This is a genomic window from Herbaspirillum sp. LeCh32-8, from assembly GCF_017814915.1.
Lineage (GTDB): Bacteria > Pseudomonadota > Gammaproteobacteria > Burkholderiales > Burkholderiaceae_D > Herbaspirillum.
Window position 1 is genome coordinate 39,842 of the sequence record NZ_JAGIPZ010000005.1, and the last position, 15,168, is coordinate 55,009.

Genomic DNA, 15,168 nt, shown 5'->3' on the forward strand with positions numbered 1-15,168 from the left:
GCAGTGCGCGGCAAGGCAGAGAAACATTACGTCACGTAACCCAACGCATACGAACCGACTTCACATCATGGCTATTTCCGATTTCGATCTGGTTTTATTCGGCGGCACCGGCGACCTGTCGATGCGCAAGCTGCTCCCTGCCCTCTACGCGCGCGACCGCGCCAAAGACCTGCCGCCGGACGCGCGCATCGTCTGCATCGGCCGCGATGACAAGACCAAGGAAGACTTCCTGAAGGTGGTCGAGAAGGACTCCAAACCGCACATCCCCGCCGCCAACCTGGACGCGGCCGTGTGGGAGCGCTTCTGCAACCGCCTGCAATACGCCTCGGTCAACGCCAAGGAAGGCGCCAGCTTCTCGCACCTGAAGGATGCGCTGCGCGACCACGAAGGCCTGCCGCGCGTGTTCTACCTGGCCACCCCGCCCAGCCTGTTCGCCTCGATCTGCGAAAACCTGTCCAAGGCCGGCTTGGTGACGCCCGCCTCGCGCGTGGTGCTGGAAAAGCCGCTGGGCCGCGACCTCGAATCGGCGCGCGACATCAACAAACAGGTCGGCCGCTACTTCCAGGAGTCGCAGATCTTCCGTATCGACCACTACCTCGGCAAGGAAGCCGTGCAGAACCTGTTGGCGCTGCGCTTCGGCAACGTGCTGTTCGAGCCGCTGTGGCGCCGCGAGTGGATTTCCGACGTGCAGATCACCATCGCCGAGGAGCTCGGCGTGGGCGGCCGCTTCGACTACTACGACACCTCCGGCGCGCTGCGCGACATGCTGCAGAACCACCTGCTGCAGCTGCTGTGTATCGTCGCCATGGAGCCGCCGGTCTCCAACTCGGCCGACGCCGTGCGTGACGAAAAGCTGAAGGTGCTGCGCTCGCTCAAGCGCTTCACCCCGACCACCCTGGCCATGAACGTGGTGCGCGGCCAGTACCGCGCCGGCCACGTCAACGGCACCGCCGTACCGGGTTACCGCAAGGAAGCCGACGCCAATCCCGAATCGCGCACCGAGACCTTCGTCGCGGTGAAGGCCGAGATCGAGACCTGGCGTTGGGCCGGCGTGCCGTTCTACCTGCGCACCGGCAAGCGCATGGCCGATTCGCTGGCCGAGATCGTGGTGCGCTTCAAGAGCGTGCCGCACTCGATCTTCGCGCACCAGAACGACACCCCGAACTGCCTGGTGATCCGCCTGCAGCCCGACGAAGGCCTGCACATGAACCTGATGGCCAAGCAGCCCGGCGACGGCATGCGCCTGCGCCCGGTGGAGCTGGAGCTGGACTTCCGCGAGAAATTCAAGACCCCGCGCATGGACGCCTACGAGCGCCTGCTGCTGGACGTGCTGCGCGGCCACCTGACGCTGTTCATGCGCAGCGACGAGCTGGAAGCGGCCTGGGAATGGGTCGAGCCCATCCTCAACCACTGGGACCAGCAGGAAGCCGACCCGATTCCGTACAACGCCGGCACCTGGGGCCCGGCCGCCGCCAGCGCCCTGATCGGCCGCGACGGCCTGCAGTGGCGCGAAGAAGCGCTGCCCGAGGTCTGACGCTTTGACGCTCTGAAGGAAAGTCCAGGTCGCGCCATGTCCATGCTGCTTGATTCCATCCGCACCCACATCAACTCCCTCTCCAAGTCGGAGAAGAAGGTGGCTGCGACCGTGCTCGCCAATCCGCAGCTGGCGTTGGCGGAAAACCTGACGGCGCTGGCCAAGAACGCGGAGGTGTCGGAGCCGACCGTGATCCGCTTCTGCCGCGCCATCGGTTACGAGGGCTGGCATGACTTCAAGCTGAAGCTGGCGCAAAGCCTGGCGCTGGCCTTGCCCGGCGCCGACGAGACGCTGGCGCAGGACGACCTGGCGGCCGACTTGGTCAACAAGATCTGCAGCCGCTCCATCAACACCCTGCTCGACCTGCGCAACCACCTGAACCCGGACGCCATCCAGCTGGCGCTGGACGTGCTGGCGCGCGCCAACAAGATCGAGTTCTACGGCCAGGGCACCTCCGGCATCGTGGCCAACGACGCGCAGCACAAGTTCTTCCGTTCCGGCGTGCCCACCGTGGCCTACTCCGACCCGCACATCCACAGCATCGCGGCCTCGCTGCTGAAGGCCGGCGACTGCGTGGTGGCGATCTCGCAGCGCGGCGGCAACGCGGCGCTGCTGCGCTCGATCCAGCTGGCCAGGAAAGGCGGCGCCGACATCATCGTGCTGGGCCCGTCCGGCACGCCCCTGGCCGAGCTGGCCACGGTGCTGGTGCCGATCGACCTGTCCTTCAACATCGACCCCTACACGCCGATCTCGGCGCGCCTGGCGCACCTGGTGGTGATCGACATCCTGGCGGTCGGCCTGGCGCTGCGCCGCGGCCCGGAATTCCGCAAGAAGATGCAGAACGCCCAAAAGTCCCTGCAGAAGTTCGACATGCAGTTCGACTCCTTCTTCCGTTAAGACCGCATCCACTGCTGCGACGGATCAAGGATCAGTCTTTCGCCGACAGACAGCGCGCGCCGATTGCGTACAATGCCACTGTTGAGTCATCCCTCCAACTTTGCAATCAGGACAACCCCATGAGCCAGCTTGACCAGTTGAAGCAGTACACCACCATCGTGGCCGACACCGGCGACTTCCAGGCCATGAAGGCCTTCGCGCCGCAAGACGCGACCACCAATCCTTCGCTGATCCTGAAGGCGGTGCAGAAGGACGAGTACAAGCCGCTGCTGGAAAACGTGGTCAAGGCCAACGCCGGCAAGAGCACCGAGCAGATCATCGACCGCCTGCTGATCGCCTTCGGCCTGGAAATCCTGAAACTGATCCCCGGCCGCGTCTCCACCGAGACCGACGCGCGCCTGTCCTTCGACACCGAAGGCACCGTCGCCAAGGGCCGCGAGCTGATCCGCCTGTATGAGGAAGCCGGCATCAAGCGCGAGCGCGTGCTGATCAAGATCGCCTCCACCTGGGAAGGCATCCGCGCCGCCGAGATACTGGAAAAGGAAGGCATCCGCTGCAACCTGACCCTGCTGTTCTCGCTGCCCCAGGCGATCGCCTGCGCCGAGGCGCAGGTGCAGCTGATCTCGCCCTTCGTCGGCCGCATCTACGACTGGTACAAGAAGTCGACCGGCCAGGAATATGTCGGCGCCGACGATCCGGGCGTGCAGTCGGTGAAGGCTGTGTATAACTATTACCGCAAGTTCGGCTACGCCACCGAGGTGATGGGCGCGAGCTTCCGCAACACCTCGCAGATCACCGAGCTGGCCGGCTGCGACCTGCTGACCATCAGCCCCGAGCTGCTGCAAAAGCTGGCCGACGCCGACGCGCCGGTCGAACGCAAGTTGAGCCGCGACGCCGCGCAAGCCGCCGATATCGAACGCGTGTCGCTGGACGAAAAGGCCTTCCGCCTGGCCTTGAACGCCGACGCCATGGCAACCGAAAAACTGGCCGAAGGCATCCGCCTGTTCGCGGCCGATGCGGTGAAGCTGGACAAGATCGTCGAGGCATTGAAGTAAGTCGTTGTCGCCGGCGCCATGCCGGCGCGACGAACGACGCTGGATCCCGGCCTGCGCCGGGACGACACGCAAGAGAGGGACTCGAACAGCCAAGGGCTGCAGTGACTAACTGTTCGTCGTCCTGACGAAGGTCACGACCCAGCGTCGTTCACAGCGTATCCGCGAAAAAAATCCCGGCTCAAGGCCGGGATTTTTCATTGCAGGCTCAGCCGCGCATCAAGCAAAACTGATCTGCACCTTCATCATCTTCGAGCGATCGCCGGCGATCTCGAACGCCTCCACCGACTTCTCGATCGGATAAGTCGCCGAGATCAGCGGCTTCACGTCCACCAGCTTCTTGTTCATCAGCTCCACGGCCATCGCGAACTCTTCGTGGAAGCGGAAGGCGCCGCGCCAGTCGAGCTCCTTGCCCACCAGCAGGTTGGCCGGGAAATTGATGTCGCCGCCCAGGCCGACCTGCACGATGACGGCTTGCGGGCGCAGTGCTTCCAGCGCGCCGACCAGCGCGCGCTCGTTACCGCTGGCCTCGAACAGCACGTCGAAAGTGCCCTTGTCGGCGGCATAGGCCTTCAACGCATCGGGCGTCTCGGCCATGTTGATGGCGCTATCGGCGCCGACCTTCAACGCGGTTTCCAGCGGCATCTTGGCCACATCGGTGGCGACCACTTCCAGCGCGCCGGCGCGACGTGCGGCGATCACCACCAGCGCGCCGATCGGACCGCAACCGGTGACTAGCACGCGCTTGCCGACCAGCGGGCCGGCGCGGCGCACCGCGTGCAGCGCCACCGACAGCGGCTCGGCCATGGCCGCTTCGCCGTCGCTGACGTGGTCGGCCACCACATGCGCCTGGGCGCGTTCGATCACGATCTCCTGGCGGAACGCGCCCTGCACGTGCGGGGTGCGCATGGCGCTGCCGTAAAAGCGCATGTCCAGGCAGTGGTTCTGCTTGCCTTCCTGGCAGTACTTGCAGGCGCCGCACGGGCGGCTGGGCGAAATCGCGATGCGGGTGCCGGCCTTGATGTCGGTGATGGCCGAACCGACTTCGGCGATCTGGCCCGACACTTCATGGCCCAGCACCATCGGCTCCTTGATGCGCACCACGCCGAAACCGCCGTGGTGGTAGTAGTGCAGGTCCGAGCCGCAAATGCCGCCGGCCTTGACCTTGACCTTCAGCTGCTGCGGCTGCAGCTCGCCGGTGTCCAGCTCCTGGATGCGCAGGTCGTGCGGCGCATGGATGACGATGCCTTGTTGCATGGTGATCTCCTGAAATGTCCTGGGTGGTGATTGTTATGGTTATCGTTGCAGCAGTGCGTTACAGCGTGGCGGTGACGCCGCCGTCCACATACAGGATGTGGCCGTTGACGAAGCGCGAGGCGTCGCTGCCGAGGAACACCGCGGCGCCGACCAGGTCCTCGACGTCGCCCCAGCGGCGCGACGGCGTGCGGCCCACCAGCCAGTCGGTGAACTTGGCGTCGTTGACCAGCGCCATGTTCATCTCGGTCTTGAAGTAGCCGGGGCCCAGGCCGTTGACCTGGATGCCGTACTTGCCCCAGTCGATCGCCATGCCCTTGGTGAACATCTTCACCGCGCCCTTGGTCGCCGCGTAGGGCGCGATGCCGGGACGGCCCAGCTCGCTCTGCACCGAGCAGATGTTGATGATCTTGCCGCGACCGCGGCCAATCATGTGGCGCGCCACCGCCTGGGCGGCATAGAACACGCTGTTCAGGTTGGTGTTGATGATGTCGTGCCAGTCGGATTCCTTGAACTCTTCCAGCGGATTGCGGCGCTGGATGCCGGCGTTGTTGACCAGCACATCGATGGCGCCGATGTCGCTCTCGATCTGTTGCACCGCGGCCTTGACCGCCTCGTTGGAGGTGGCGTCGAAGCTGGATTCGTGGATGGTGTGGCCTTCGTCGCGCAGCTGCTGCGCCACCTTGGCCAGCTTGCCGGCGTCGCGTCCGTTGAGCACGATCGCCGCGCCTGCCTGCGCCATGCCGCGCGCCAGCGCCAGGCCGATGCCGCCGGACGATCCGGTGATCAGGGCCAGCTTGCCCTCCAGGGAAAATTTCTTCAGGCCTGCGGGCAGCGCCGTGGTTTTCACACTCATCTCGTCTCCTGTTGTCGGTGGTGGTTGCTTATTTCGGTTTGACCATCTCGCGCTGGAACGCGGCGATGGCGTGGTATTCGGTTTCCAGCTTGGCCGGAATGGCCGCGAAGATCGGTTGCAGGCGGCCGTACACCTTGACTGCCTCGGCCTCGGGCTTGTGATGGTGATTGGAGCCCACCATGCCCGAGATCGCCTCCAGCGAATCCACCAGACCCAGCGCATAGGCGCCCAGCACGGCCGCACCCAGACAGGACGATTCCACGCTCTCGGGCACCATCACCTCGCGGTTGAAGATGTCGGCCATCATCTGGCGCCACAGCGCCGAGCGGGCAAAGCCGCCGGTGGCCATCATGCGCTTGGTCGGGCCGACCAGGTCTTCCAGCGCTGGCAGGATGCTGTAGAGGTTGAAGATCACGCCCTCCAGCGCGGCGCGGATCATGTGATGCTTGCCATGATGCAGCCCCAGGCCAAAGAAGGAACCGCGCAGGTCGGCGTTCCACAAGGGCGCGCGCTCGCCGGCCAAGAAGGGATGGAACAGCAAACCCTCGGCGCCGGGTGTGACCTTCTCGGCGATGCGCGTCAGCGCCTCGTAGGGGTCGACGCCCTCCTCGCGCGCGGCCGCGGCTTCGGCCGTGGCCAGCTCGTCGCGCACCCAGCGGAAGATGTTGCCGCCGTTGTTGACCGGGCCGCCGACCACCCAGTGCTTCTCGGTCAGTGCGTAGCAGAACAGGCGGCCGTGCGGGTCGGTCAGCGGTTCGTTGATGACGGTGCGCATGGCGCCGGAGGTGCCGATGGTCACCGCCACGTGGCCGGTCTCGATGGCGTTCACGCCGAGGTTGGACAATACGCCGTCGTTGGCGCCGATGATGAAGGGCGTGGCAGTGGACAAACCCAGGCGCTGCGCCATGTCGGCCGGCAGCGCCGGCAGCCGGTAAGTGGTCGGCACCGGCGTGGGCAGCTGTGCGGCGTCGACCTTCAGCAATGCCAGCACGTCCTTGTCCCAGCCCAGCTCGCGCAGGTTGAACATGCCGGTGGCCGAGGCGATCGAGTGGTCCACCACCCACTGGCCGAACAGGCGGAACAGCACGTATTCCTTAATGCCCACAAAGCGCGCCGCCTTGCTGAAGACTTCCGGCTTCTCATGGCGCATCCACATCAGCTTGCACAGCGGCGACATCGGATGGATGGGCGTGCCGGTGCGGCGGTAGATGGCGTTGCCGTCGAATTCATTCTTGATGCGCTCGGCCCAGACCGAGGCGCGGATGTCGCCCCAGGTGATGCTGTTGGACAGCAGGCCGTTGTCGGCGTCCAGCGCGATCACGCTGTGCATCGCGGCGCTGAAGGACAGCAGCGCGATGTCCTCCGGCGCCGCCTTGGCCGCCTGCACCGCGCCGGCAATCGAGCCCAGCGCGGCTTCGTAGATCTGCAGCGGATCCTGCTCGGCCATGCCCGGCTCGGTGCACAGCACCGGGTACTCCTCCGCGTGCTGCGCGACCACCTTGCCGTCGAGCGTGAAGACCACGGTCTTGGTGCTGGTGGTGCCGATATCGACGCCGAGCATGTAGCGGGGAGGTTGGGACATGATATTTCTTTCCTTTAAGACAAAAGCCCGGCGCAAGGCCGGGCGGTAACGCGGTTACACGACCAGGTTGAGCAGCATGATGAAGATGATAGCAACAACCGAAATCAGGGTTTCCATGAGCGTCCAGGTCTTGAAGGTTTCGCCCACGCTCATGTTGAAGTATTCCTTGACCAGCCAGAAACCCGCATCGTTCACGTGCGACAGGATCAGCGAGCCGGCGCCGGTGGCCAGCACCAGCAGTTCCTTGTTGGTGCCGGGGATCAGGGCCACCAGCGGCGCCACGATGCCGGCGCCGGTGATGGTCGCCACGGTGGCCGAGCCGGTCGCCACGCGTATCACGCCGGCCACGAACCAGGCCAGCAGTAGCGGCGAAATCTCGGCATGCACGGCCAGCTGGCCGATGGCGGTGCCCACGCCGGAATTCACCAGCATCTGCTTGAAGCCGCCGCCGGCGCCGATGATCAGCACGATGGCCGCGGTCGGCGCCAGGCTCTGGTCGACGAACTTCAACACTTGCTGGCGGGTGAAGCCGCGGGCGATGCCGAAGGTCCAGATCGCCAGCAGCAGCGCCGCCAGCAGGGCCACGATGGGGTTGCCGATGAAGTCCATCAGGTCGCGCATGGCGTGGCCTTCCGGCAGGGTGACATCGACCAGGGTCTTCAACAGCATCAGGAACACCGGCGAGAGCACGGTGATCAGCGTGATGGCGAAGCCCGGCAGGTTCTTGGTCTGCGGCTCGCGCGCCAGTTGCGCCATCAGTTCTTCGGAGGGCTTGATGTCGACGTACTTGGAAATGAAGGAACCGAACATCGGGCCGGCGATGATGACCGTGGGCAGGCCCACGATCAGGCCGTAGAAGATGGTCTTGCCGATGTCGGCGCCGAAGATGCCGATGGCCAGCAGCGGGCCCGGGTGCGGCGGCACCAGCCCGTGCATCACCGACAGGCTGGCCAGCATGGGCATGCCGATCTTGAACAGCGGCACGCCCGAACGGCGCGCCACGATGAACACCAGCGGGATCAGCAGCACGAAGCCGATTTCAAAGAACAGCGGGATGCCGACCAGGAAGGCGCCCATCATCATGGCCCAGTGCACGCGCTCGCGGCCGAAGGCGCGCACCAGCGTCTGCGAAATCTGGTCGGCGCCGCCGGACTCGGCCATCAGTTTGCCCAGCATGGTGCCCAGGCCGAGCACGATGCCCACGAAGCCCAGCACGCCGCCGAAGCCGTCCTGGAAGGACTTGACGATCTTGGGCAAGGGCATGCCCGAAATCAGGCCGAGGAAACCGGACGTGATGGTCAGTGCGATGAAGGGATGGATGCGCAGGCGCGTGATCATCAGGATCAGCGCGAGGATGGCGATGACTGCGTTGAACAGCAATGTTGCTTCGTGGCTCATGCCCAGCATGGGATCTCCGTATGCCGATAGCCGACGGCGCGCAACCCGCACACGCGACCGCGCGGCGACGGCCCCGGCGTCGTGATGGCGCGGGGGCGAACGTCTCCGGCGGTCGCGTATTCATGGGCGACGCGTTCGTCTGCACTATCTGCGTAGTGTTTGTTGTGAACGCCGCCATGTGGTCAGGCAGGGCGACGTTGCTTCCTGAGTGTGGTATGCCTTCGCTCGCACCGCCGCCGTGTGCCCGGAGGTTCGGATGTTAGCGTTAACATGGGGCGCGATGATAACGCTAACATTTTGCACGGGTCAACCGCTTGTTGTGCTGCGCTGCGGCAGAAACCGGCTTCCGGCGCGATAGAACATGCAATAAAAATTAACTATCGGAAACGCCCGAACATCGCGGCGCGCGGGCCGGCGGAGTATCATGTCGCCAATCCGAAACCAGCGATCCCCATGAGCAAGCGCGCAGCACCCGCCACCAAGACATCCGCCCTCCAGAAAGGCAGCCGCGCCACCGGCCGTGTCACCATCATCGACGTCGCCGCCGAAGCCGGGGTCAGCCCGATGACGGTGTCGCGCGCGCTGAAGACGCCGGCGCTGGTGCAGGAGCAGTCGCGCGAGAAGATCTTCGCCGCCATCGACAAGCTGGGCTACGTGCCCAACCAGGCGGCCGCCACACTGGCCTCGGCGCGCTCGCAGGTGATCGCTGTGCTGGTGCCGTCGCTGACCAACGCGGTGTTCATCGAGACGCTGTCGGGCATTCGCGACTACCTGGCCCAGGCCGGCTACCAGTTTCTGATCGGAGAGACCGGCTATGCGCGCGAGAAGGAAGAACAACTGATCTCGACCTACCTGGCGCACGCGCCGGCCGGCTTCCTGCTCTCCAGCAGCGAGCAGCACGAGATCCTGCAAAGCCGCCCGGCCAGCCGCGCCATCCCCGCCGTGCGCATGTTCGACCTGGGGCGCGGCAGCGAAGATTTTTCGGTCGGCTTCTCGCAGACCAAGGCCGGCTACGCCGTGGCGCGCCACCTGGCCGAGCGCGGCTACAAGCGCCCGGCCTTCATCGCCGCCCAGCTCGATCCACGCATGATGAAGCGCCGCGAGGGCTTTCGCAAAGGCCTGCAGGACGCCGGCATCGAAGCCGCCGTCGAAGTGCTGCTGCCGATGCCCACCACGGTCGACATGGGCGCGCAGCTGCTGCGCCGTGTGCTGGAAACCAATCCGGATTGCGACTCGGTGTTCTGCTGCAACGACGACCTGGCCCTGGGTGCGCTGTTCGAATGCCAGCGCCGCGGCATCAGCGTGCCGGGCCGCATGGCCATCGCCGGCTTCAACGATCTCTCCTGGGCGGCCTGCGCCACGCCCTCCATTACCACCGTGGTGACGCCGCGCTACGACATCGGCTACAAATCGGCCGAGATGCTGATCCGCCTGCTCAAGGGCGAAGACGTTGCCCGCGGCCGGCTCGACCTCGGCTTCGAACTGGCGGTGCGCGAAAGCACCTGAGGCCGCAATCTCCCGCGCACCGTTGCGCTGGCTCCATCAAAAGCATGGCCGCTGGCCCTGCCCCGCCGTCAGGGGAAATGCTATCGTCCGCCCGCCGTGACCGGCAGGAAAGCTCATCGATAAGCGCCGCGCGTGGACGAAAACGCATCAAGTAATCCATCGCCTGTCGGACGATTCCTATAGACAGGCGCGAGCCAGACTCTACAATCGTCAGGTGCTTTCACCGGGCAAGCTCCCGCCCGGATGACGGCGCGCATAACAATACGATCCACAACAAGTCCAGATAATCAGGAGAATCCACATGCAAAAGTTCACAGGACTTTGCAAGCCCGCTGCATTGGCTTTGCTGCCCCTGTGCGGCTCGCTGGCGTTCATGCCGGCCACCGCCCAGACCACCGCCCCCGCCGCAGCGCCGGTCGTCAAATATGACCTCACCTACGACATCATCAGCCCGGTCTTTGCCAAGAACGGCATGGTAGCCACCGAGCAGGAGCTGGCCACCAAGGTCGGCGTCGACATCCTGAAGAAGGGCGGCAACGCGGTCGACGCCGGCGTGGCCGTCGGCTTCGCGCTGGCGGTGGTGCTGCCCAATGCGGGCAACATCGGCGGCGGCGGTTTCATGATGATCCACGACGCCAAGACCGGCAAGAACGTGGCCCTGGACTTCCGCGAGATGGCGCCGCAGCGCGCCACCCGCAACATGTATCTGGACGACAAGGGCAATGTGGTGCCCGGCCGTTCGCTCTATACCCACCTGGCAGTCGGCGTGCCCGGCACCGTCGCCGGCCTGACGCACGCGCTGTCCAAGTACGGCACGATGAAGCTGTCGCAGGTGATGCAGCCGGCCATCGAGCTGGCCGAAAAGGGTTATCAGGTCAGCCCCAGCCTGGCGCTGATCCTGGCCGCAGAGCGCGAGCACCTGGGCCAGTGGGACTCCTCCAAGGCGATCTTCTTCAAGGACGGCCGCCCGCTGCAGACCGGCGAAATGCTGGTGCAGAAAGACCTGGCCAAGTCGATGCGCCTGATCGCCAAGCAAGGCCCCAAGGCCTTCTATGACGGCGCCATCGCCAAGAAGATCGTGGCCGAGATGGACAAGCACGGCGGCCTCATCACCGCCGACGACCTGAAGAACTACAAGGTGGTCGAGCGTGTGCCGGTGACCGGCAACTATCGCGGCTATGAAGTGATGTCGATGCCGCCGCCGAGCTCGGGCGGCGTGCACATCATCCAGATGATGAACATCCTGGAACGCTATCCGCTGAAACAATACGGCGCCGACAGCGCGCAGACCATCCACCTGATGGCCGAGACCATGAAGCTGGCCTACGCCGACCGCTCCGAATACCTGGGCGACCCGGACTTCACCAAGGTGCCGGTCAAGGGCCTGACCTCGCGCGCCTATGCCGACGAACTGGCCAAGAAGATCAACCCGGACCGCGCCACCCCGTCCTCCGAGATCAAGCCGGGCCAGCCGCAGCCGTATGAAAGCGACCAGACCACCCACTTCTCGGTCGCCGACCGCGACGGCAACCTGGTCGCCACCACCTACACGCTGAACCTGAACTTCGGCAGCGGCATCGTGGCCACCGGTACCGGCATCACCCTGAACAACGAGATGGATGACTTCGCCGCCAAGCCGGGCGTGCCCAACGCCTTCGGCCTGGTCGGCGGCGACGCCAACGCGGTCGGCCCGTACAAGCGTCCGCTGTCGTCGATGTCGCCCACCTTCGTGCTCAAGGACGGCAAGCCCTTCCTGGTCACCGGCAGCCCGGGCGGCAGCCGCATCATCACCACCACGCTGCAGGAAATCCTGAACGTGATCGACCACGACATGAACGTGGCCGAAGCCACCATCACCCCGCGCATCCACCACCAGTGGGCGCCGGACCAGCTGCGCGTGGAAAAGGGCCTGTCGGCCGACACCATCAAGATCCTGCAGGACAAGGGCCAGAAGGTCAGCGTCCAGCCCTCGATGGGCCGCACCCAGACCATCCAGATCAAGCAGGACGGCTTCTACGGCTTCTCCGACCCGCGCAATCCGGACGGCCGCACGATCGGCTTCTGATCGCCTCTCCTGATGTGCCCGGCGGCGTCGTCCGCCGGAAAAACAAAATGCCGCGACGTTCTTCACGTCGCGGCATTTTGTTTTGCGCGGATGGCGGTCAACGACGCTGGGCTCCTGCTTTCGCAGGAGCGACGGTGGTGGTGGCAACTACTGTATTGAGTAGCATCCACCTACGTGTCGTCCCTACGAAATCAGGGACTCAGCGGCGTTGGTTATGCCTCGCCGGCGTCTGTAGTATGCGACCAACGACACTGGGCTCCCGCTTTCTCAGGAGCGACGGTGGTGGTGGCAACTACTGTATTGAGTAGCATCCACCTACGTGTCGTCCCTGCGAAAGCAGGAACCCAGCGGCGTTGGTTGCGCATAGCCGGCGTCTGCAGGCTGCAAAAACGACGCTGGATCCCGGCCCGCGCCGGGACGACAGGGCGGAGTAGCGTGAACCGTAAGCGGTTCGAGTATCCACCTGATTGTCGTCCTGACGAAGGTCAGGACCCAGCGTCGTTCGGTGGGCGTCACCGGCGACGATTGCCTCCGGCCGGCAACGCGCCGGGGCTTACTCCTGCGCTTCCTGCTGCTTCGGGTAGATCTTCACCAGCACGATCTTCGGGCCGGACATGCGCTTGATCACCACATCGAAGGCCGCGAACTCGATCTTCTGGCCCTCCTTGGGCAGATCGCCCAGCTTTTCCATCACCAGGCCGCCCACCGAGTCGATGCTGTCGTCGTACTCGATGTCGATGCCCAGCATGTTCTCCAGCGTGACGATGGGCAGGCTGCCCTTGCCCAGCAAGGTGCCGTCGTCCTGGCGGGTCCATTCGCCGGTGTTGTGGCGGAACTCGTCGCGGATCTCGCCCACCAGCAGGCTCAGCATGTTGTCCAGTGTGATGAAGCCATCCGGCGGCTGGCCCTTTTTGCCGATCAGCGCGAAGTGCGGCGAGCCGGTACGGAAGCGGCGCAGCAGGTCCAGCGCCGGCAGGGACGGCGAGATGAACTGCACCGGACGCAGGTAAGCCTTCAGGTCGGCGATGGCGCGACCGTCCTGCTGCGCCAGGAACACGTCCTTCAGGTGCACCAGGCCCAGCACCTGCTGGCGCTCGGCGTCGAAGTAGGGATAGCGCGAAAAGCGGTTGCGGTAGACGATCTCGAGGTTTTCGGCCAGAGTCTTGTCGTCGCCCAGGGCCACGATTTCGCTGGACGGGCGCATGATGTCGGCCACGTCCATCTCGGCGAAGTTCAGGCTCTGGGTCAGCACGTTCCATTCGTCGCGGGTGAACTTGCCGTTCTTGGCGCCGGTGTTGCCGGCGCGCAGGATCAGCTTGAGTTCGTCGGAAGAATAGTGCGCGTCATGGCCGTGCGAATTGCCCAGGCCGGCCACGCGCAGCAGCCAGTTGGAGCTGGCGTTGAGCACCCAGATCAGCGGATACATCATCCAGTAGAAGCCATACAGCGGCATCGCGCACCACAGGCCCAGCTTTTCCGGGCTGCGGATAGCCATCGACTTCGGCGCCAGCTCACCGGCCACAATGTGCAGGAAGGAGATGACGAAGAAGGCGAACACGAACGACACGCCGTGGATCAGCTCCTGGTTGGTCACGCCCAGCAACGAGAACAGGGGCTCGAGCACGCGCGCGAAGGCAGGCTCACCGATCCAGCCCAGGCCCAGCGAGGCCAGCGTGATGCCCAATTGGCAAGCGGAGAGATAGGCGTCCAGCTGATTGTGGACCACGGCCAGGATGCGGCCGCGTACGCCTTGTGTTTTTGCGATGGCCCGGATACGCGTTTGACGCAGTTTGACCAGGCTGAATTCTGCTGCAACGAAAAAACCGTTCAACGCGACCAGGAAGAAGGCCGCGACGATCAGTAATATGTTTTCCAACTAGGGTTCCTATAGGGGTTGTCGAGGGGCCCGGACACAATCCACCGGTCCGGACTCGGTAATTTACCATGCGCCGGGCCCGCGACCGGATTCATTGCAATACAAACAACATCCGACCTGCCCCTCATCCGCCTCAGAAACCTTCCAGCACCACCTTGCCGCGGGCGCGATGGGTCTCGATCAGCGCATGCGCGCGGCGCAGGTTTTCCGCGTTGATGCGACCGAAATTCTCGCCTGTGGTGGTGCGCAGCACGCCCTGGTCCACCAGCGCCGATACGCGCTGCAGCAGCTCGTGCTGGCGGATCATGTCGGCGGTCTGGAACAGCGAACGGGTAAACATTAGCTCCCAGTGCAGCGAGATGCTCTTGCGCTTCAGCGCCACCGCATCCAGGGTGGCCGGGTCGTCGATCAGCGCCAGCTGGCCCTGCGGCGCCAGCGCCTCGACGATCTGGGCGTAGTGCTGGTCGGTATGGGTCAGGCTGATGACGATATCCACCTGGGGCAGGCCGATCTTTTGCAATTGCTCCGCCAGCGGCTGGCTATGGTCCACCACGTGATGCGCGCCCAGCTCGCTGACCCACTGCGCGGTCTCCTTGCGCGAGGCGGTGCCGATCACGGTCAGGCGGGTCAGCTTGCGCGCCAGCTGGGTCAGGATGGAGCCGACGCCGCCGGCCGCGCCGATGATCAGCAGGCTCTTGCCCTCGCCGCCGTTCTCGGGCACGCCCACGCGGTCGAACAGCAGCTCCCAGGCGGTGATCGCAGTCAGCGGGATGGCGGCTGCATCGGCATGACCCAGGCGTTGAGGCTTGGCGCCGACGATGCGCTCGTCGACCAGCTGCAGCTCGCTGTTGGAGCCGGGGCGGTTGATCGCGCCGGCGTAGAACACTTCATCGCCGGCCTTGAACAGCGTCACCTCGGCACCCACCGCCTTCACCACGCCGGAAGCATCCCAGCCCAGCACGCGCGGCTCCGTCACCGGCGCGCCGTTGCGCACCTTGGTGTCGACCGGATTGACCGACACCGCCCTGACCTCGACCAGCAGATCGCGCGGGCCGGGCGTGGGTACGGGCAAGTCGATCTCGACCAGGGAGGCGGGGTCGGTGCTGGGCAAACCGTGCTGCGTGTAGACTATCGCTTTCATGTGATTT

Annotated in this window: 11 protein-coding genes; 5 read left to right on the forward strand and 6 right to left on the reverse strand. The window is 64.9% G+C overall.

Going from position 1 to position 15,168, the window contains the following annotated elements; genetic code table 11:
* Window positions 1–67 precede the first annotated feature (67 nt).
* The 3 genes from zwf to tal all read left to right on the forward strand — a co-directional run bounded on the left by zwf (window position 68) and on the right by tal (window position 3,486).
* Entirely contained in the window at window positions 68–1,534 is a 1,467-nt protein-coding gene (zwf, locus tag J8I26_RS11020) for a glucose-6-phosphate dehydrogenase (RefSeq protein WP_209607087.1), read from the forward strand.
* 42 nt (window positions 1,535–1,576) lie between these two features.
* Window positions 1,577–2,431 carry an SIS domain-containing protein gene (locus J8I26_RS11025; protein ID WP_209607375.1) on the forward strand — a complete coding sequence of 285 codons (855 nt, stop codon included), beginning with the start codon at window positions 1,577–1,579 and terminating at the stop codon, window positions 2,429–2,431.
* A 119-nt stretch (window positions 2,432–2,550) separates the two neighbouring features.
* Window positions 2,551–3,486 (forward strand): transaldolase, encoded by a 936-nt coding sequence (tal, locus tag J8I26_RS11030; RefSeq protein WP_209607089.1) that lies wholly within the window; start codon window positions 2,551–2,553, stop codon window positions 3,484–3,486.
* A gap of 216 nt (window positions 3,487–3,702) precedes the next feature.
* Here tal and J8I26_RS11035 read toward each other — a convergent pair whose 3' ends face one another.
* From J8I26_RS11035 to J8I26_RS11050, 4 genes are read right to left on the reverse strand one after another with little or no spacing between them, the layout of a single operon-like run.
* Complete coding sequence (locus tag J8I26_RS11035; RefSeq protein ID WP_209607091.1) at window positions 3,703–4,740, reverse strand: L-idonate 5-dehydrogenase; 1,038 nt, start codon at window positions 4,738–4,740, stop codon at window positions 3,703–3,705.
* A 58-nt stretch (window positions 4,741–4,798) separates the two neighbouring features.
* Window positions 4,799–5,593, reverse strand: coding sequence for an SDR family NAD(P)-dependent oxidoreductase (locus J8I26_RS11040; RefSeq protein ID WP_209607093.1), 795 nt, complete (start codon window positions 5,591–5,593; stop codon window positions 4,799–4,801).
* A 28-nt stretch (window positions 5,594–5,621) separates the two neighbouring features.
* Window positions 5,622–7,175, reverse strand: a complete 1,554-nt coding sequence (gene gntK, locus J8I26_RS11045) for a gluconokinase (RefSeq protein ID WP_209607095.1) — start codon at window positions 7,173–7,175, stop codon at window positions 5,622–5,624.
* 54 nt (window positions 7,176–7,229) lie between these two features.
* Complete coding sequence (locus J8I26_RS11050) at window positions 7,230–8,582, reverse strand: GntP family permease (RefSeq protein WP_209607097.1); 1,353 nt, start codon at window positions 8,580–8,582, stop codon at window positions 7,230–7,232.
* 444 nt (window positions 8,583–9,026) lie between these two features.
* On the opposite strand from J8I26_RS11050, the gene J8I26_RS11055 reads away from it, so the two are divergent.
* The gene (locus J8I26_RS11055) at window positions 9,027–10,079 is read left to right on the forward strand and encodes a LacI family DNA-binding transcriptional regulator (RefSeq protein ID WP_209607099.1); all 1,053 of its coding nucleotides are present in this window, start codon (window positions 9,027–9,029) and stop codon (window positions 10,077–10,079) included.
* 301 nt (window positions 10,080–10,380) lie between these two features.
* Window positions 10,381–12,144 (forward strand): gamma-glutamyltransferase, encoded by a 1,764-nt coding sequence (gene ggt, locus J8I26_RS11060; RefSeq protein WP_209607101.1) that lies wholly within the window; start codon window positions 10,381–10,383, stop codon window positions 12,142–12,144.
* 553 nt (window positions 12,145–12,697) lie between these two features.
* Here ggt and J8I26_RS11065 read toward each other — a convergent pair.
* Both J8I26_RS11065 and J8I26_RS11070 read right to left on the reverse strand, forming a co-directional pair.
* Window positions 12,698–14,020 (reverse strand): hemolysin family protein, encoded by a 1,323-nt coding sequence (locus J8I26_RS11065; protein ID WP_209607103.1) that lies wholly within the window; start codon window positions 14,018–14,020, stop codon window positions 12,698–12,700.
* A 133-nt stretch (window positions 14,021–14,153) separates the two neighbouring features.
* A complete protein-coding gene (locus J8I26_RS11070; protein WP_209607105.1) occupies window positions 14,154–15,161 on the reverse strand; it encodes a zinc-binding alcohol dehydrogenase family protein in 1,008 nt (335 codons plus the stop codon).
* Between the last annotated feature and the right edge of the window lie 7 nt (window positions 15,162–15,168).